This is a genomic window from Pseudomonas sp. 58(2021) (assembly GCF_017491585.1).
In the GTDB taxonomy this organism is placed as follows: Bacteria; Pseudomonadota; Gammaproteobacteria; order Pseudomonadales; family Pseudomonadaceae; genus Aquipseudomonas; species Aquipseudomonas fluorescens_BT.
In genome coordinates this window covers 31391-48324 of record NZ_JAFGYZ010000004.1, presented here as the reverse complement: position 1 = coordinate 48324, position 16934 = coordinate 31391, and the positions used below count along the sequence as shown (strand labels likewise).

Annotated in this window: 19 protein-coding genes; 8 read left to right on the top strand and 11 right to left on the bottom strand. The window is 59.0% G+C overall.

The genetic code is table 11. The annotated features are described in order from the left end of the window. Positions 1-149: 149 nt before the first annotated feature. Entirely contained in the window at positions 150-1145 is a 996-nt protein-coding gene (locus tag J5M72_RS05665; RefSeq protein ID WP_207864569.1) for a GlxA family transcriptional regulator, read from the bottom strand. 100 nt (positions 1146-1245) lie between these two features. Between J5M72_RS05665 and J5M72_RS05660 the strand changes: the two genes are divergently transcribed. The 7 genes from J5M72_RS05660 (at position 1246) to J5M72_RS05630 (ending at position 6402) form a co-directional block, all read left to right on the top strand. Further along, positions 1246-1800: a cysteine hydrolase family protein gene (locus J5M72_RS05660; RefSeq protein WP_207864567.1), complete on the top strand. Its 555-nt coding sequence runs from the start codon at positions 1246-1248 to the stop codon at positions 1798-1800. Positions 1801-1954: 154 nt separating this feature from the next. Beyond that, on the top strand, positions 1955-2623 hold the full coding sequence (locus J5M72_RS05655; RefSeq protein WP_169432125.1) for a YjfI family protein: 669 nt from the start codon (positions 1955-1957) through the stop codon (positions 2621-2623). 17 nt (positions 2624-2640) lie between these two features. Next, entirely contained in the window at positions 2641-3339 is a 699-nt protein-coding gene (locus J5M72_RS05650; protein WP_169432126.1) for a PspA/IM30 family protein, read from the top strand. Between the two features lie 124 nt (positions 3340-3463). Beyond that, complete coding sequence (locus J5M72_RS05645; RefSeq protein WP_207864565.1) at positions 3464-4102, top strand: DUF2491 family protein; 639 nt, start codon at positions 3464-3466, stop codon at positions 4100-4102. Between the two features lie 13 nt (positions 4103-4115). After that, complete coding sequence (locus J5M72_RS05640; RefSeq protein WP_207864563.1) at positions 4116-4541, top strand: DUF350 domain-containing protein; 426 nt, start codon at positions 4116-4118, stop codon at positions 4539-4541. Positions 4542-4558: 17 nt separating this feature from the next. Further along, positions 4559-5245, top strand: a complete 687-nt coding sequence (locus tag J5M72_RS05635) for a DUF1190 domain-containing protein (RefSeq protein WP_207864561.1) — start codon at positions 4559-4561, stop codon at positions 5243-5245. Then, the gene (locus J5M72_RS05630; protein ID WP_207864559.1) at positions 5245-6402 is read left to right on the top strand and encodes a glutathionylspermidine synthase family protein; all 1158 of its coding nucleotides are present in this window, start codon (positions 5245-5247) and stop codon (positions 6400-6402) included. Before J5M72_RS05635 ends, J5M72_RS05630 begins: the two co-directional genes overlap by 1 nt. 75 nt (positions 6403-6477) lie before the next feature. Here J5M72_RS05630 and J5M72_RS05625 read toward each other — a convergent pair whose 3' ends face one another. Both J5M72_RS05625 and J5M72_RS05620 read right to left on the bottom strand, forming a co-directional pair. Beyond that, positions 6478-6996, bottom strand: a complete 519-nt coding sequence (locus J5M72_RS05625; RefSeq protein WP_003228709.1) for a single-stranded DNA-binding protein — start codon at positions 6994-6996, stop codon at positions 6478-6480. 9 nt (positions 6997-7005) lie between these two features. Further along, positions 7006-8403 (bottom strand): MFS transporter, encoded by a 1398-nt coding sequence (locus tag J5M72_RS05620; protein ID WP_207864557.1) that lies wholly within the window; start codon positions 8401-8403, stop codon positions 7006-7008. A 191-nt stretch (positions 8404-8594) separates the two neighbouring features. Here J5M72_RS05620 and uvrA point away from each other — a divergent pair, with 191 nt between their 5' ends. After that, a complete protein-coding gene (gene uvrA, locus J5M72_RS05615) occupies positions 8595-11429 on the top strand; it encodes an excinuclease ABC subunit UvrA (protein ID WP_207864555.1) in 2835 nt (944 codons plus the stop codon). A 65-nt stretch (positions 11430-11494) separates the two neighbouring features. Here uvrA and bfr read toward each other — a convergent pair whose 3' ends face one another. From bfr to rpmJ, 8 genes are all read right to left on the bottom strand, one after another. Next, complete coding sequence (gene bfr, locus J5M72_RS05610; RefSeq protein WP_065259514.1) at positions 11495-11962, bottom strand: bacterioferritin; 468 nt, start codon at positions 11960-11962, stop codon at positions 11495-11497. A 149-nt stretch (positions 11963-12111) separates the two neighbouring features. Continuing rightward, positions 12112-13566, bottom strand: coding sequence for a catalase (locus J5M72_RS05605; protein WP_207864546.1), 1455 nt, complete (start codon positions 13564-13566; stop codon positions 12112-12114). A gap of 237 nt (positions 13567-13803) precedes the next feature. Then, positions 13804-14190 carry a 50S ribosomal protein L17 gene (gene rplQ, locus J5M72_RS05600; protein WP_007955635.1) on the bottom strand — a complete coding sequence of 129 codons (387 nt, stop codon included), beginning with the start codon at positions 14188-14190 and terminating at the stop codon, positions 13804-13806. A gap of 42 nt (positions 14191-14232) precedes the next feature. Next, entirely contained in the window at positions 14233-15234 is a 1002-nt protein-coding gene (gene rpoA / locus J5M72_RS05595) for a DNA-directed RNA polymerase subunit alpha (RefSeq protein WP_003186012.1), read from the bottom strand. A gap of 22 nt (positions 15235-15256) precedes the next feature. Beyond that, on the bottom strand, positions 15257-15877 hold the full coding sequence (rpsD, locus tag J5M72_RS05590; protein ID WP_003176404.1) for a 30S ribosomal protein S4: 621 nt from the start codon (positions 15875-15877) through the stop codon (positions 15257-15259). 18 nt (positions 15878-15895) lie between these two features. Further along, the gene (gene rpsK / locus J5M72_RS05585; protein ID WP_002555466.1) at positions 15896-16285 is read right to left on the bottom strand and encodes a 30S ribosomal protein S11; all 390 of its coding nucleotides are present in this window, start codon (positions 16283-16285) and stop codon (positions 15896-15898) included. Between the two features lie 30 nt (positions 16286-16315). Beyond that, positions 16316-16672 (bottom strand): 30S ribosomal protein S13, encoded by a 357-nt coding sequence (gene rpsM, locus J5M72_RS05580; protein WP_003186020.1) that lies wholly within the window; start codon positions 16670-16672, stop codon positions 16316-16318. Positions 16673-16802: 130 nt separating this feature from the next. Beyond that, positions 16803-16919, bottom strand: coding sequence for a 50S ribosomal protein L36 (gene rpmJ, locus J5M72_RS05575; protein WP_002555468.1), 117 nt, complete (start codon positions 16917-16919; stop codon positions 16803-16805). Between the last annotated feature and the right edge of the window lie 15 nt (positions 16920-16934).

Genomic DNA, 16934 nt, shown 5'->3' with positions numbered 1-16934 from the left:
TAGGGGAGAGGGTGCAGAGATCAGGCCAACCGACGGCAGCGGCAAAACCCTTGCAGATCAGTCAATTAGTCTTTTCGTACTGGCCTTGCGCCCGTTTCAATCTGCACGATGGCCGCCATGATCGCGGCATTTTGCACGACCGCGTGGTGCTATCTCGCCAGCGCCGGCGGCGGGCTCACGCCGAACCGATTGCGGTAGTCACTCGGCGCCAGCCCGGTGATTTTCTTGAAGATGGCGCGAAACGCTCCCGGATCCTGATACCCCACCGTCCACGCGATGTGGTCGATGGTGCCGTTGGTGAACTCGAGCATTTCCCGGGCCTTGCCAACCCGCAGGTGCTGGCAGTACTCGGTGGGTTTCAGGCCGGTCGCGGCCCGGAACCGGCGCAGAAAGGTGCGTTCTTCCAGGCCCGAGCGCCCGGCCATCGCCGCCAGCGACACGTCGGTCGCGCCGGTACTTTGCAGCCAGTGCTGGACCTTGAGAATCGCGGCATCGCCATGACTGAGAATCGGCGCAAAATTGCTGCCGCAGGCACTGGCGCTGTCGCTGTGATCCATCACCAGAAACCGCGCGGTGGCGCTGGCGATGCTCGGCCCCAACAAACGATCAACCAGCCGCAACCCCAATTCCGACCAGGCCATCAGACCGGCCGTGGTGATCAGGTCGCCATCATCGACAATCGGTGTATCCGCCTTGAGATTGATATCCGGATAGCGCTCGGCAAAGGCCTTGGCCGAGGTCCAGTGAGTGGTGGCACTGCGACCATTGAGCAGTCCGCTTTCAGCCAGCAACCACGAGCCTACGCAAACGCCACCCAGCGTCGCACCACGGGCATGCTGGGCGCGCAGCCATTGCAGCAGCCCAGCCGATGCCTGCTCTGCGCTGAACCCGGCGATCGAAGGTGGGATCAGCACCGCCAGCAAACCCGTTTCTTCCGCGGGATGACTGTCGTAAACCCTGACCGGAGCCTGCTCGTTCTCGACCTGCCAGTGACTTACGCGCAGCCGCGGCAATTGTACGGTCTGATGCTCGACAGCGATCCGGTCGGCCACGCCGAACAGGTCGGTCAAGCCATGCACCGCCGCCATTTGCGCGCCGGGATAAATCAGCACGCCCAGCTCGGCAACGGCCCTTTCAACGCCCATTGTCAGTTTTCCCCTGTCTATTGTCGGTGCGGCCAATCCTCGAAACCGTGACCAGCGCCAATACTCAATCCACTGCCAACAACACTTCGAGGACACCCCCATGGCCAGGCAAGCACTCATCGTAGTCGATATCCAGAACGACTACTTCCCCCAAGGCAAGTGGCCGCTGACAGGCGTCGATGCCGCCGCCGACAATGCCGCCCGACTGATCGCCGCGTTCCGTGAAGCGGGTGATCCGGTGATCCACATCCGTCACGAATTCACCTCGGCGGATGCCCCGTTCTTTACCCCGGGCTCCGAGGGCGCAAGGCTGCACCCCAAGGTACTCAACCGCGCCGATGAACCCGTGGTGCTCAAGCACTTCGTCAACGCGTTCCGCGAAACCGAGCTGCAATCGATCCTGGACGAACAAGACATCAAGGAACTGGTGGTGGTCGGCAGCATGAGCCACATGTGCATCGACGGCGTGGTCCGGGCAGCGGCAGACCTGGGCTATACGGTCACAGTGATCCACGATGCCTGCGCCACCCGCGACCTGGAATTCAATGGCCTGACCGTGCCGGCCGCTCAGGTGCATGCGGCATTCATGTCTTCGCTGGCGTTCGCCTACGCCAGTGTGGTTTGCGCGCAGGAGTTCCTCTCCAACAGTCGTTGAGTGCCTGTCGCACGTTTGTGAAATGAAACCCGGCCCGCCCTGTTACGGGCTTTTTTTCGTGGGCTGAGAAAATCTCACGCGTGAGCCATTGATGGCACTTTGAATTGATTGTAGTGTGGCTCACGCGTGAGATGTTCATAACGGAGTCATCGCCATGAAAAGCAACTCCCCGCCAACAAAATCGGAGAGCCCGAAGGGAGTGCGCTCGACAACGTCCGTGAAAAAACCATCCAGCTTCTACATGAAGCAGATGCGCGCGGGCCTGGCTGCCGCCGGTTATGTGAAACACGAAACTTGGGTGCTTCCCGAAAACCGAAGCTTGCTCAAGCAAATGGAGCAACAGCTACGCCAACCGATTCTGGCTGGCTCATTCATGTCGGAGAATTACATGAGCGCAGGCAACAACTGGAACATCGATAGCCTCTACAACGCTTTCAAGGCACTGGACGAGGTGGCTTCGCAAGAGATCACGCTGTCCCTGATCCAGAGCTCCGAACCCAGCCTCAAGCTGGAAATGAACGAATTCGGCGGCCTGCCGATTCATATCGCCATCGCGGGTCAGCAGATCATCGTCGACACCGTACTGGTGGACATCGATTCGATCACCGACGTGCGCGCCTTCAACGACGCGGTACTGCGCAGCCGGGAAATGTTCCCACTGTCGTCGATCGGCATCGAAACCATGCCCAACGGCCAGACCGTCTACAACATGTTCGGCGCGCTGAGTGCGGATTCGAGCCTGACCAACGTGGTCACCGAGGTGAAAACCCTGGTCGATAACGTGCAGCGCGCCAGCGAAGCCTTCGAACACTTCTTCAAGTAATCAACAGGGAAAATCCAATGACTCAGTCCATCTGGAGCAAGTTGTTCACCGCACTGCGCGGCGGCGCCAATGAAGTCGGCGAAGCGATTGTCGACCAACAAGCCCTGCGCATCCTCGATCAGGAAATCCGTGACGCCGACAGCGCCCTGTCCAACGCTCGTCGCGAACTGGTCACCATCATGGCCAAGCACAAACTGTCCGCCGATCGCGTGAGCGAGTACGACGCCAAGATCAAGGACCTGGAAGCCAAGGCGGTCTCCGCCCTGAATGCCGGCCGTGAAGACCTGGCGATGGAAGTGGCCGAAGCGATTTCGACCCTGACCAACGACCTGGCCACCGAGAAAGCCCAGAGCGACGAGTTCGGTACCTACGCCGACAACATGCGCAAGGACATCAACAAGGCCGAAGCGCGGATCAAGAGCCTGCGTCAGCAAGTGGACATGGCCAAGGCCCGTGACAGCGTGCAGAAAGCGCAGGTCAGCGCATCCATCGCCAGCGGCGGCGCCAATGGCAAGCTGGAAACGGCGGTCGGCACCCTGAACCGTCTGCAAGAAAAGCAAAAGCAGCGCGCCGCCGAGCTGAACGCTCAGGACGAACTGGCCGATGCCACGACCGGCAACGATCTGGAGCGCAAACTGCGCGAGGCCGGCATCACGCCGAACGAGGGCAGCGCCAACGCAATCCTCGAACGCCTGAAGCAGAAGTCGGCCCAGTAAGGGCAGCCAGAAGAAAAGAAGGGCACCGGGTGCCCTTCTTTTTTGCCTGCTCGTTCGTCGCGAGGCCGTTACACTAGCGGCGTTTTGCCAACGAACACTTCCACCCGCTTCAAGGAATGTACCCATGGGATGGTTAAAGAACTTGCTCGGCACCGGCTCGACACCCGCACGCGAGGCGGCCAGCGGCCCGCTGGGTCTGGCGCAGGGCAAGGCGATCCGCTTCGATACGACCCTCGCTCTGCTGCTCGACGGCAGCACCTCGGTACGGGTTCCCGATGCCCAGGCGATCTGGAGCGCCGGCTGGATCGACCTCGGCCAGTCGAACAAGCTGTATCGCTATTACCTGAACAACGAAGACTTCTGGCTGCAGGTCCATGTCACCGGCGACGATCAGATCGAATCAGTGACGCTGTTCAATTACCTCAGCTACGTCACGGTCAACAGCGATGCCGAGCTGCAGCGCCTGGCGGGCCCGAACAGCCTGATCGGCCTGCCGGCCTACACCCATGACGGCGTGTCCTTCACCCGGGAATGGGGCACCGAACGCGGCCAGACCGAACTGGTCCCGCTCACCGAGCAGGTGATCAATCCCGACGAGTCCTACACCATCGAACACCATTCGATGCTGTATGCCCGGGAAACCGGCCTGACCGACCGTCGCGAACTGCTGCTGTTCTCCGTCGAACAGGATGAAGAAGGCACTGTCAGCCTGAGCACATCGCTGGGCATCTCGCTGTACACCACCGATCTGAGCACCATTTAAAAGGAAGTTCCCCATGCTGGAAGTGTTGTCCGTTTCCCTGAACAAGGCCGCGCTGATCGGATTCGCCGCCTACCTGATCGGCGCCGTGCTGCTGTTCATGCTGTTTCAATTCGTCTACACGCGCATTACGCCGCACAAGGAATTCGAGCTGATTCGCTCCGGCAACAACGCAGCGGCCATTGCCCTGTCGGGTGCGATCATCGGTTTCGCGATACCGGCAAGCAACATCATCGCCCACTCGATCAACGTCCTCGACTTCGTCCTCTGGGCCGTGATTGCGGCCGCGGTACAACTGCTGGCATTTCTGGCCACCGGGCTGGTGCTCAAGGGCACGTCCCAGCGCATCGCCAACGGTGAAGTGGCCGCCGGCATCTACGTGGCAGCGGTGGCGATCAGCGTCGGCATGCTCAACGCCGCCTGCATGACCCCGTCCTACTGATCGGCAGGAAGCCCGAGATGAAACGAAGCAAGTACGTTCAACTGTCCCTGGCCGCTTCGGTGGCCCTGGCGATTTCCGGTGAAGCGGCCGCGCAGGAACAACAGCGCACCTTCCAGAGCGTGGAACAGTGCGTCGACGCCGAAGTGGCAGCCGATGCCTGCTCGAATGCCTACGTCGCGGCCCTGGCCGAGCACCGGCGCATCGCCCCGGCCTATGACGACAAAGCGAAGTGCGACGCAGACTTTGCCGCCGGCTGGTGTCAGAAGAATTCCGACGGCCGCTTTGCACCGAAACTCGGTGGTTTCAAGGTGGCGCAAAATTCCGAACCGGCACAGAACCTCGATGCGATTGCCAATGCGCAGATGCCGGCGGGCAATGCCGAACCTGCCCAGACAACTCAGAGCACGACCCACGTTTCCAGCGGTGGCGGGTCGAGCAACGGCTGGCTCACCGGATGGCTGATCGGCAATGCCATGAGCAACAACTCGCGGACGGTGTATCGCGACCGCGATACGCGTCAGACGTACGACACTTCGACGCTGAACCGGCGTATCGAATCGGCGCCGACCACTCGCAGCAATTCGGACTACACCAGCTCCCGGAGCAAACCGGTCAACGTGGCGTCCTCTACTTCCCGTGGTGGTTTCGGCAGCCAGTCCAGCGCACGCAGCGGTTGGGGCGGCTGGGGCAGTTCGAGCAGCTGATGAAGAAGATCCATTGCGCCGAGCGCCACGACTGGAAACAGACGGCCGAAAGCCTCGGCTTTCTGTTCCACACCATCGACGATGAGCCTTACTGGGAAGAGCGCGCGTATTATCAGTTCACGCTCGCACAGATCGAAAACGATCTCGAGGATCCGACCGCCGAACTGCACGAGATGTGCATGGATCTGGTGGACCGGGTCGTGCACAGCGAGGAACTGCTCGATCGCCTGAGCATCCCCGCGCCGTACTACGACATGATCCGAACGTCGTGGCTGGAAGGTCATCCGCATCTGTATGGGCGCATGGACTTCTCCTACAACGGCACCGGGCCGGCGAAGTTGCTGGAGCTCAACTACGACACCCCCACCAGCCTGTACGAGGCCGCGGCGTTCCAGTGGGGCTGGCTGGAACAATGCATCGAGCGCGGGATGCTGCCGCGCCATGCCGACCAGTTCAACAGCATCGATACCCGACTGCATGAAGCCTTTGCCGCGCTGAAACTCAAGCGCCCGTTCTACTTTGCCTCGATGAAAGGCTCCGTCGAGGACAAGGGCACCACCGACTATCTGCGCCTGATCGCGGAGAAGGTCGGCATCGAATCCCGACACATCGATATCGAAGACATCGGCCTGACAGCCGATGGACGCTTCGTCGATCTCGAACATCGCTGGATCCCGCATCTGTTCAAGCTGCATGCCTGGGAGTTCATCTTCCACGAACCGTTCGGTGCGGCCATTGCCGATTGCGATACGCAGTTTTTCGAACCGGCGTGGAAGGCCATTCTTTCCAATAAAGGCGCCCTGCCTCTGCTCTGGGAATTGCACAAGGGCCATCCGAATCTGCTGGCCGCCCATCTCGATCCGAATCCGGGCAGCGCTGTACCGAAAGGCTGGGTGCGCAAACCGTACTTCTCCCGCGAAGGTGCCAACATCGAGTTGCAAACAGCCGAAGGCCTGATCGTCAAAGAGGACGGCCCCTACACGGATGCGCCTTTCATCCTGCAGGAATTTGCGCCGCTGCCGAAGTTCGATGACAGCTACACGCTGATCGGTTCCTGGGTCATAGGCGATCAGGCGGCGGGGATTGGCGTGCGCGAAGACAACAGCTTGATCACCAAGGATTCGAGCCGGTTCTTGCCACACCTGATTCTTGACTGAAAAACCTGCGCCCATGAAAAAGGCCCGTCGTGTTCAGCGACGGGCCTTTTTATTCAAAGCGGATACAGCGAAGAATCAGAACGGAATGTCGTCATCGAAGCTGTCGAAATCCGGGGCTGGTTGCGGTGCGGCTTGCTGTGGAGCCGGGGCCGAACGCTGCTGAGGAGCCGACTGCTGCGGACGCGGAGCCTGTTGGCGTGGCGCCTGCTGCTGATAGTTGTTGCCACCGCCTTGCTGGTCGCCCTGCTGTGGACGGCCGCCGAGCAGTTGCATGGTGCCTTGCATGTCGACCACGATTTCGGTGGTGTAACGCTTGATACCGTCTTTTTCCCACTCGCGGGTCTGCAGCTTGCCTTCGATGTACACCTGCGAACCCTTGCGCAGGTATTCGCCGGCGATTTCGGCAACCTTGCCGAACATCGATACGCGGTGCCACTCGGTCTTCTCGACCTTCTGACCAGTCTGCTTGTCGGTCCACTGTTCGCTGGTTGCCAGACTCAGGTTGGTCACGGCGTTACCGTTAGGCAAGTAGCGAACTTCGGGATCCTGGCCGCAAGTGCCGACCAATATGACTTTGTTAACCCCACGGGCCATAACGTTCTCCTAGGCTTCGCAAGCAGCCTCGGCCGGGTTGTTCACCAGGCGTTCGAGGGTGTCGCGATCCACTAATTCTTTATCCAGTTTGATGTAAACAGCCGCTTCATCGGCGACTATCACTGCATCTGTTACCCCCACGAGGGCCCTGAGGCGCTCGACCAGACCCGCTTCGCGGATCGCCTCGGGCGACAACGGCAAGCGCAGGCTCGTCACGTAGGGAGGTTCGCGCATGGTAACAGCAAAGGCCAGCCAGATGGCAGCCAGCCCGGCACATCCGAGGAACACAACCGACAGACCGCCATGCTGGAACATCCAGCCGCCGAGAATCCCGCCGAGTGCCGAACCGAGGAACTGGCTGGTGGAGTACACGCCCATCGCCGTGCCCTTGCCACCTGCCGGTGAAACCTTGCTGATCAGCGACGGCAGCGAAGCTTCCAGCAGATTGAACGCGGTAAAGAACACCACCGTCCCGATCACCAGAGCCCGCAGGCTGTCACCGAACTGCCAGAAGAATAGCTCAGTGAGCATCAACGTCATGACGGCGCCGAGCAAAACTCGTTTCATTTTGCGTTTCTTCTCGCCGTAGATGATGAACGGGATCATGGCGAAGAACGAGATCAGCAAGGCTGTGAGGTAGACCCACCAGTGCTGTTCCTTGGGCAGCCCGGCTTTTTCCACCAGGGCCAGGGGCAGCGCGACGAAGCTCGACATCAACATCGCATGTAACACAAAAATGCCCAGATCCAGGCGCAGCAGGTCCGGGTGCTTGAGCGTCGGCATCAATGCCTGACGCGCCACACCGGATTCCCGATGACTCAGCGGCCCGGTGGACTTCGGCACCATGAACAGCACGATCACGATCCCGACCAGCGCCATGCCGCCGGTGGCCAGGAACAGGCCGGAAAGACCAAATGCGCGAGTCAGCAACGGGCCGACCACCATGGCCACGGCAAACGACAGGCCGATGGTCATGCCGATCATCGCCATCGCTTTGGTGCGGTGCTGTTCGCGGGTCAGGTCGGAAAGCAGTGCCATGACCGCAGCGGAAATCGCCCCGGCGCCTTGCAGGACACGACCGGCGATCACGCCCCAGATCGAATCGGCCTGGGCCGCCAGCACGCTGCCGAGGGCGAAGACGATCAGTCCCAGGTAAATCACCGGACGACGGCCGATACGGTCGGAAATGATCCCGAACGGAATCTGGAAAAGCGCCTGGGTCAGGCCGTAAGCGCCAATCGCCAGCCCGATGAGGGCCGGGGTCGCTCCCGCCAGATCCATGCCATAGGTTGCCAGTACCGGCAGCACCATGAACATGCCAAGCATACGGAAGGCGAACACCAGGGCCAGACCGCTCGCCGCGCGGGTCTCGCTGCCACTCATGCGTTCGCTGTGGGGATCGTGCATGGAAAAACCTCGTGTGAACCGGCGGCGATTCTACCAGTCCCATCGAAAGACGGGGTATATCGCGACGCTATGACGCGTATAGATGAAACTCTCTTCATGCAAGGCAGAAAACCCTTCATTTGATAGTGTGCATCCATCCAGTATTTGGCCGTATACTCCTGTGTTTTCGACGCCCGCCGAGCGAGGCCATTTTGGACAAGATCCTGATTCGTGGGGCCCGCACCCACAACCTGAAGAACATCGACCTGACCCTGCCACGGGACAAACTGATCGTCATCACCGGCCTGTCCGGATCCGGCAAGTCGTCCCTGGCCTTCGACACGCTGTACGCCGAAGGTCAGCGCCGCTATGTCGAATCCCTGTCGGCCTATGCCCGGCAGTTCCTGTCGATGATGGAAAAACCCGACGTCGACACCATCGAAGGCCTGTCGCCGGCGATCTCCATCGAACAGAAGTCGACCTCGCACAACCCGCGTTCCACGGTCGGCACCATCACCGAAATCTACGACTACCTGCGTCTGCTTTATGCCCGCGTCGGTACACCGCGCTGCCCGGATCACGACATTCCGCTGGAAGCGCAGACCGTCAGCCAGATGGTCGACCTGGTGCTGGCCCAGCCGGAAGGCAGCAAGCTGATGTTGCTGGCGCCGGTGATCCGCGAGCGCAAGGGCGAGCATCTGTCAGTGTTCGAAGAGCTGCGTGCCCAGGGATTCGTCCGCGCCAGGGTCAACGGCCGGCTCTGCGAGCTGGACGAGCTGCCGAAACTGGACAAACAGAAGAAGCACTCGATCGAGGTGGTAGTCGACCGTTTCAAGGTTCGCGCCGATCTGCAGCAACGTCTGGCCGAATCCTTCGAGACCGCACTGAAACTGGCGGACGGCATCGCTCTCGTGGCACCGATGGACGACGAGCCGGGCGAAGAGATGATCTTCTCCGCGCGCTTCGCCTGCCCGATCTGCGGCCATGCGATCAGCGAGCTGGAACCCAAGCTGTTTTCCTTCAACAACCCGGCCGGTGCCTGTCCGACCTGCGACGGTCTGGGGGTGAAACAGTTCTTCGACATCAAACGACTGGTCAACGGTGAACTGACGCTGGCCGAAGGCGCAATACGCGGCTGGGACCGGCGCAACGTCTATTACTTCCAGATGCTCGGCTCTTTGGCCGCGCACTACGGTTTCAGCCTGGAGCAGCCGTTCAACGAACTGCCAGCCGATCAACAGAAATACATCCTGCACGGCAGCGGCTCGCAGAACGTCGACTTCAAATACCTCAACGACCGGGGCGACATCGTCAAGCGCTCGCACCCGTTCGAAGGCATCGTGCCGAACCTCGAGCGTCGCTACCGCGAAACCGAATCGGCGAGCGTACGCGAAGAACTGGCGAAGTTCCTCAGCACCCAGTCGTGCCCGGACTGTCGCGGCACGCGCCTGCGTCGTGAAGCGCGACATGTGTGGGTTGGCGAGAAAACCCTGCCGGCGGTGACCAACCTGCCGATCGGCGATGCCTGCAACTACTTCGGCGAGCTGAAGATGACCGGCCGCCGTGGCGAAATCGCCGACAAGATTCTCAAGGAAATCCGCGAGCGTCTGCAGTTCCTGGTCAACGTGGGCCTGGACTACCTGTCGCTGGATCGCAGCGCCGACACACTGTCCGGCGGCGAGGCACAGCGGATTCGTCTGGCCAGTCAGATCGGCGCGGGCCTGGTCGGGGTGCTGTACATCCTCGATGAGCCGTCCATCGGCCTGCACCAGCGTGACAACGATCGCCTGCTCGGCACCCTCAAGCATCTGCGCGATATCGGTAACACGGTGATCGTGGTCGAGCACGATGAAGACGCAATCCGTCTGGCCGACTACGTAGTGGATATCGGCCCTGGCGCCGGGGTCCATGGCGGGCAAATCGTCGCCGAAGGCACACCGGACGAAGTCATGGCCCACCCGGACTCGCTCACCGGCAAATACCTGTCGGGCCGAGTGAAGATCGAAGTGCCGGCCAAGCGCACACCGCGCAACAAGAAGCAGGTGCTGTCGCTCAAGGGCGCGCGGGGCAACAACCTGCGCAATGTCGACCTGGAGATCCCGATCGGCTTGCTGACTTGCGTGACCGGCGTTTCCGGCTCAGGCAAATCGACATTGATCAACAACACGCTGTTCCCGCTAAGCGCCACGGCACTCAATGGCGCAACCACTCTCGAAGCTGCAGCCCACGACAGCATCAAGGGCCTGGAGCATCTGGACAAGGTCGTCGATATCGACCAGAGCCCGATCGGTCGTACGCCACGCTCCAACCCGGCGACCTACACCGGCCTGTTCACGCCGATTCGCGAACTGTTTGCCGGCGTGCCGGAATCCCGCTCTCGTGGTTATGGCCCGGGGCGCTTTTCGTTCAACGTCAAGGGCGGTCGTTGCGAGGCTTGCCAGGGCGACGGTCTGATCAAGGTTGAAATGCACTTCCTGCCGGACATCTACGTCCCGTGCGACGTGTGCAAGAGCAAGCGCTATAACCGCGAAACCCTGGAGATCAAATACAAGGGCAAGAGCATCCACGAAACCCTCGAGATGACGATCGAGGAAGCGCGGGAGTTCTTCGACGCGGTGCCGGCACTGGCGCGCAAACTGCAGACGCTGATGGATGTGGGCCTGTCGTACATCAAGCTCGGGCAATCAGCCACGACACTGTCTGGTGGCGAAGCACAGCGGGTCAAGTTGTCCCGCGAGCTGTCCAAGCGCGATACCGGCAAGACCCTGTACATCCTCGACGAGCCGACCACCGGTCTGCACTTCGCGGATATCCAGCAACTGCTCGACGTACTGCATCGCCTGCGCGACCACGGCAACACCGTGGTGGTGATCGAGCACAACCTCGACGTGATCAAGACCGCCGACTGGCTGGTGGACCTTGGCCCCGAGGGAGGTTCGAAAGGTGGACAGATCATCGCCACCGGTACGCCGGAGGAAGTAGCCGAGATGAAACAGTCTCATACAGGTCATTACCTCAAGCCCCTGCTGATCCGCGATCGGGCCTGATCGCCGGGCATGAAAAAGCCCCTGTCACTTCGTCAGTGACAGGGGCTTTTTTGTATCTGACGCAATCAGGATGTGTGAGATTGCAGGTAGTTCTGAATGCCGATCAGCTTGATCAGGCCCAACTGCTTTTCAAGCCAGTAGGTGTGATCTTCTTCAGTGTCGTGCAACTGAAGCTTGAGGATGTCACGGCTGACGTAGTCGCCATGCTTCTCGCACAGCTCGATGCCTTTGCACAGTGCAGCACGCACCTTGTACTCAAGACGCAGATCCGCTTCGAGCATGGTTTCCACTGTGGTGCCGACATCCAGATCATCCGGACGCATGCGCGGGGTGCCTTCGAGCATCAGAATCCGGCGCATCAGCGCATCGGCATGACCGGCTTCCTCTTCCATCTCGTGGTTGATTCGTTCGTAGAGCTTGGTGAATCCCCAGTCCTCATACATCCGCGAGTGAACGAAATATTGGTCACGGGCGGCCAGTTCGCCGGTCAGCAACGTGTTGAGGTAATCGATAACGTCTGGGTGGCCTTGCATCGCCCTACATCTCCCTTCTTGAAAGTCTGTAGTTTGAACCAACATGACTGCAAGGTCACTCACTTCGCGCAATAAAAGCGAAGATATTCTGAGAAAAGCAGGTTAAATAACGCAAAACCCGCCCTAATGAGGGCGGTTCTGCTTCTCGTTTAGACTTCGTTAAGCTGTACGTTGAGCAGCTTTGCGATTGCTTCTCCATACGCCGGATCGGCCTTGTGGAAATGCTGTAACTGGCGGTCGATGACATCACTGGAAACACCCGCCATGGCACCTGCGATATTGCCCACCAGCAAAGCTTTCTGCTCGTCGCTCATCAAACGGAACAGCGCGCCCGCATGGCTGTAGTAGTCGGCGTCTTCGCGATGATCGTAACGGTCAGCCGCACCGCTCAAGGCCAGTGCAGGTTCGGCGTAGTGTGGCGCTTGTTTCGGCGACTCTACGTAGCTGTTCGGCTCGTAGTTCGGTGCCGCGCCACCGTTACTGCCAAAAGCCATCGAACCATCACGCTGGTAGGTGTTGACCGGGCTGCGCGGGGCGTTTACCGGCAGTTGCTGGTGATTGGTGCCTACGCGATAGCGATGCGCATCGGCATAGGCGAACACGCGACCTTGCAACATGCGGTCCGGTGAAAGACCGACACCCGGAACCATGTTGCTTGGACCGAACGCCGCCTGCTCGACTTCAGCAAAGTAGTTCAGCGGGTTGCGATTCAACTCCAGCTCACCGACTTCGATCAGCGGGAACTCTTTCTGCGACCAGGTCTTGGTCACGTCGAACGGGTTCTCGTAATGCGCCGCGGCCTGGGCTTCGGTCATGATCTGGATGCACACACGCCATTTCGGAAAATCACCGCGCTCGATAGCCTCGAACAGGTCACGCTGCGCGTAATCCGGATCAGTGCCCGCCAGGCGCGCTGCCTCAGCCGGCGCAAGGTTCTTGATCCCTTGCTTGGTCTTGTAATGCCACTTCACCCAGTGACGCTCGCCTTGAGCGTTGATCAGGCTGTACGTGTGACTGCCGAAACCGTGCATGTGGCGATAGCCGTCAGGAATGCCTCGGTCAGAAAACAGAATGGTGACCTGATGCAGCGCCTCGGGCGAGTGCGACCACAAATCCCACATCATCTGCGCACTTTTCAGGTTGCTTTGCGGCAGGCGTTTCTGGGTGTGGATAAAGTCAGGGAATTTCAGCGGATCGCGAATGAAGAACACCGGTGTGTTGTTGCCAACAATGTCCCAGTTGCCTTCTTCAGTGTAGAACTTCAGGGCGAATCCACGAGGGTCACGCTCGGTGTCGGCCGATCCGCGCTCACCGCCTACTGTGGAAAATCGCAGGAAAGTCGGGGTCTGCTTGCCTACAGCAGAGAACAGCCTGGCGCTGGAGTACTGCGTGATATCGCGAGTGACGGTGAAAGTACCGTAGGCGCCCGAACCCTTGGCATGCACGCGGCGCTCAGGAATGTTTTCGCGATTGAAATGGGCAAGCTTCTCGATCAAGTGAAAGTCATCGAGCAACAACGGACCACGCGGCCCAGCGGAGCGGGAGTTCTGGTTGTCGGCGACTGGCGCGCCGCTGGCAGTCGTAAGCGTCTTGTTCTGGCTCATGCGATCTTCGTCCTCTGTAGTCTTGAACTGCCGGCTAATCGGCTTGTTGGGGAGTATCGATCATCAACATGACAGCCACAAATTCATTAACTTATGGCAGTCAATAGAAAAAAACTAACGAAAGATCCCCACACATAGTGCAGACCCAGACAGGGTAGAAGCTTGTACGAACCGCACATTTCTTACGGGCACAAAAAACCGGGCACTAGGCCCGGTTCTTTGTTTCAGACTGACGTCTTACTCAGCGGATACAGCTTCGCCGCCAACAGCACGATCAACCAGTTCGACGTACGCCATAGGCGCGTTGTCGCCAGCGCGGAAACCGCACTTGAGGATGCGCAGGTAGCCACCCTCACGGGTAGCGTAACGCTTGCCCAGGTCGTTGAAGAGCTTACCAACGATAGCTTTCGAACGAGTACGGTCGAAAGCCAGACGACGGTTAGCAACGCTGTCTGTCTTGGCCAGAGTGATCAGCGGCTCGGCAACGCGGCGCAGTTCTTTGGCTTTTGGCAGAGTAGTTTTGATCAGCTCGTGCTCGAACAGCGACACAGCCATGTTTTGGAACATGGCCTTGCGGTGCGAGCTGGTGCGGCTCAGGTGGCGACCACTTTTACGATGACGCATGGTTCATTCCTTACCAAACACTACGTTCGGTGATTACGACGATCAGGCAGTCGCCTTGTCGTCCTTCTTAAGACTTGCAGGCGGCCAGTTGTCGAGGCGCATGCCGAGGGACAGACCGCGGGAGGCCAGAACGTCCTTGATTTCAGTCAAGGATTTCTTGCCCAGGTTCGGAGTCTTCAACAGCTCTACTTCGGTACGCTGAATCAGGTCACCGATGTAGTAGATGTTTTCCGCCTTAAGGCAGTTAGCCGAACGTACAGTCAGTTCCAGATCGTCAACCGGGCGAAGCAGGATCGGATCGATCTCGTCTTCCTGCTCGACAACCACTGGCTCACTGTCACCTTTGAGGTCGACGAACGCAGCCAACTGCTGTTGCAGAATGGTTGCAGCACGACGGATAGCCTCTTCAGGATCCAGAGTACCGTTGGTTTCCAGATCAATAACCAGCTTGTCCAGGTTGGTACGCTGTTCGACACGGGCGTTTTCCACCACGTATGCGATACGGCGAACCGGGCTGAACGAAGAGTCGAGCTGCAAGCGACCGATGCTGCGGCTTTCGTCTTCATCGCTCTGACGCGAGTCGGCTGGTTCATAACCACGACCACGAGCTACGGTGAGCTTCATGTTCAGGGCGCCGTTAGACGCCAGGTTAGCGATTACGTGATCGGGATTAACGATCTCGACATCATGATCCAGCTGAATATCGGCAGCGGTAACCACCCCCGAACCCTTCTTCGACAAGGTCAGCGTAACTTCGTCACGGCCGTGCAGCTTGATAGCCAGACCTTTAAGGTTCAACAGGATTTCAATTACGTCTTCCTGTACACCTTCGATGGCGCTGTACTCGTGGAGCACACCGTCAATCTCGGCCTCGACTACTGCGCAGCCGGGCATTGAGGACAACAGGATGCGGCGCAGCGCGTTGCCCAGGGTGTGGCCGAAACCACGCTCGAGAGGCTCGAGAGTGATCTTGGCGCGGGTTGGACTGACAACCTGCACATCAATATGGCGGGGTGTCAGGAACTCATTTACCGAAATCTGCATGGATGCACCTATTTTCTAGCCCTTACTTGGAGTAGAGCTCGACAATCAGGCTTTCGTTGATGTCGGCGGACAGATCACTGCGAGCAGGAACGTTCTTGAAAACGCCCGACTTCTTCTCAGTGTCTACTTCTACCCACTCTACGCGGCCACGTTGAGCACACAGATCGAGAGCTTGGACAATGCGAAGTTGATTTTTTGCTTTCTCGCGAACAGCGACCACGTCACCAGCACGAACCTGGTACGAAGGAACGTTTACGGTCTGACCGTTAACGCTGATCGACTTGTGCGATACCAGCTGACGGGATTCGGCACGAGTCGAACCAAAGCCCATACGGTATACGACGTTGTCCAGACGGCATTCGAGCAGTTGCAGCAGGTTTTCACCGGTTGCACCTTTCTTGCCAGCAGCTTCTTTGTAGTAGCCGCTGAACTGACGCTCGAGAACGCCGTAGATACGACGAACCTTCTGCTTCTCACGCAGTTGGGTGCCGTAGTCGGACTGGCGACCGCGGCGTTGGCCGTGGATACCAGGTGCTGCTTCAATGTTGCACTTCGATTCGATCGCGCGCACGCCGCTCTTCAGGAAGAGATCGGTGCCTTCGCGACGAGCGAGTTTGCATTTTGGACCAATGTAACGAGCCATTCTTTACAATCTCCTGGATTACACGCGGCGCTTCTTCGGCGGACGGCACCCGTTGTGCGGGATTGGCGTCACGTCGGTGATGCTGGCGATCTTGTAGCCACAGCCGTTCAAAGCGCGGACTGCGGATTCACGACCTGGACCTGGGCCCTTGACGTTTACGTCGAGGTTTTTCAGGCCGTATTCCAGCGCAGCTTGACCAGCACGCTCAGCAGCTACTTGAGCAGCGAACGGGGTGGACTTGCGGGAACCGCGGAAACCCGAACCACCGGAGGTAGCCCAGGAAAGAGCGTTACCTTGACGGTCGGTAATGGTCACGATGGTGTTGTTAAAAGAAGCATGGATGTGGGCGATGCCATCAACCACTGTCTTTTTAACTTTTTTACGAGGACGAGCAGCAGGTTTTGCCATGATTAAATTCCTGTCGATTCGCTGGGGCGATTACTTGCGGATCGGCTTACGCGGACCTTTACGGGTACGCGCGTTGGTCTTGGTACGCTGACCGCGTACTGGCAGACCACGACGATGACGCAGACCGCGATAGCAACCGAGGTCCATCAAGCGCTTGATTTTCATGTTGATTTCGCGACGCAGGTCACCTTCAGTGGTGAACTTCGCCACTTCGCCACGCAGCTGTTCAATTTGCTCGTCGCTCAGATCCTTGATCTTTGCTGCTGGGTTTACCCCAGTCACTGCACAGATTTTCTGCGCAGTAGTGCGACCAACACCATAGATGTAGGTCAGCGAGATAACAGTATGCTTGTTATCTGGAATGTTAACGCCTGCAATACGGGCCATTCAGTGGGACTCCAATTGACAGCTACCTACGCCCCGGAAGCCAAGAAATAGGGCGCGAGATAATATCGCTGTAATAACAAATAATCAACCCGGCAGCGCACTAGCTGCCGGGCTTGAAGCACAATCACACTCAGCCTTGGCGCTGTTTGTGACGCGGTTCCGCGCTGCAAATTACTCGAACAACACCTTCGCGGCGAATAATCTTGCAGTTACGGCACAGCTTTTTCACCGATGCACGAACTTTCATCACCAACTCCTCGAA

Excerpts from the sequence above, each read along its gene's own strand:
- J5M72_RS05665 (WP_207864569.1), bottom strand. The coding sequence starts at position 1,145 with ATGGGCGTTGAAAGGGCCGTTGCCGAGCTGGGCGTGCTGATTTATCCC.
- J5M72_RS05660 (WP_207864567.1), top strand. The coding sequence starts at position 1,246 with ATGGCCAGGCAAGCACTCATCGTAGTCGATATCCAGAACGACTACTTC.
- J5M72_RS05655 (WP_169432125.1), top strand. The coding sequence starts at position 1,955 with ATGAAAAGCAACTCCCCGCCAACAAAATCGGAGAGCCCGAAGGGAGTG.
- J5M72_RS05650 (WP_169432126.1), top strand. The coding sequence starts at position 2,641 with ATGACTCAGTCCATCTGGAGCAAGTTGTTCACCGCACTGCGCGGCGGC.
- J5M72_RS05645 (WP_207864565.1), top strand. The coding sequence starts at position 3,464 with ATGGGATGGTTAAAGAACTTGCTCGGCACCGGCTCGACACCCGCACGC.
- J5M72_RS05640 (WP_207864563.1), top strand. The coding sequence starts at position 4,116 with ATGCTGGAAGTGTTGTCCGTTTCCCTGAACAAGGCCGCGCTGATCGGA.
- J5M72_RS05635 (WP_207864561.1), top strand. The coding sequence starts at position 4,559 with ATGAAACGAAGCAAGTACGTTCAACTGTCCCTGGCCGCTTCGGTGGCC.
- J5M72_RS05630 (WP_207864559.1), top strand. The coding sequence starts at position 5,245 with ATGAAGAAGATCCATTGCGCCGAGCGCCACGACTGGAAACAGACGGCC.
- J5M72_RS05625 (WP_003228709.1), bottom strand. The coding sequence starts at position 6,996 with ATGGCCCGTGGGGTTAACAAAGTCATATTGGTCGGCACTTGCGGCCAG.
- J5M72_RS05620 (WP_207864557.1), bottom strand. The coding sequence starts at position 8,403 with ATGCACGATCCCCACAGCGAACGCATGAGTGGCAGCGAGACCCGCGCG.
- bfr (WP_065259514.1), bottom strand. The coding sequence starts at position 11,962 with ATGCAAGGCCACCCAGACGTTATCGATTACCTCAACACGTTGCTGACC.
- J5M72_RS05605 (WP_207864546.1), bottom strand. The coding sequence starts at position 13,566 with ATGAGCCAGAACAAGACGCTTACGACTGCCAGCGGCGCGCCAGTCGCC.
- rplQ (WP_007955635.1), bottom strand. The coding sequence starts at position 14,190 with ATGCGTCATCGTAAAAGTGGTCGCCACCTGAGCCGCACCAGCTCGCAC.
- rpoA (WP_003186012.1), bottom strand. The coding sequence starts at position 15,234 with ATGCAGATTTCGGTAAATGAGTTCCTGACACCCCGCCATATTGATGTG.
- rpsD (WP_003176404.1), bottom strand. The coding sequence starts at position 15,877 with ATGGCTCGTTACATTGGTCCAAAATGCAAACTCGCTCGTCGCGAAGGC.
- rpsK (WP_002555466.1), bottom strand. The coding sequence starts at position 16,285 with ATGGCAAAACCTGCTGCTCGTCCTCGTAAAAAAGTTAAAAAGACAGTG.
- rpsM (WP_003186020.1), bottom strand. The coding sequence starts at position 16,672 with ATGGCCCGTATTGCAGGCGTTAACATTCCAGATAACAAGCATACTGTT.
- rpmJ (WP_002555468.1), bottom strand. The coding sequence starts at position 16,919 with ATGAAAGTTCGTGCATCGGTGAAAAAGCTGTGCCGTAACTGCAAGATT.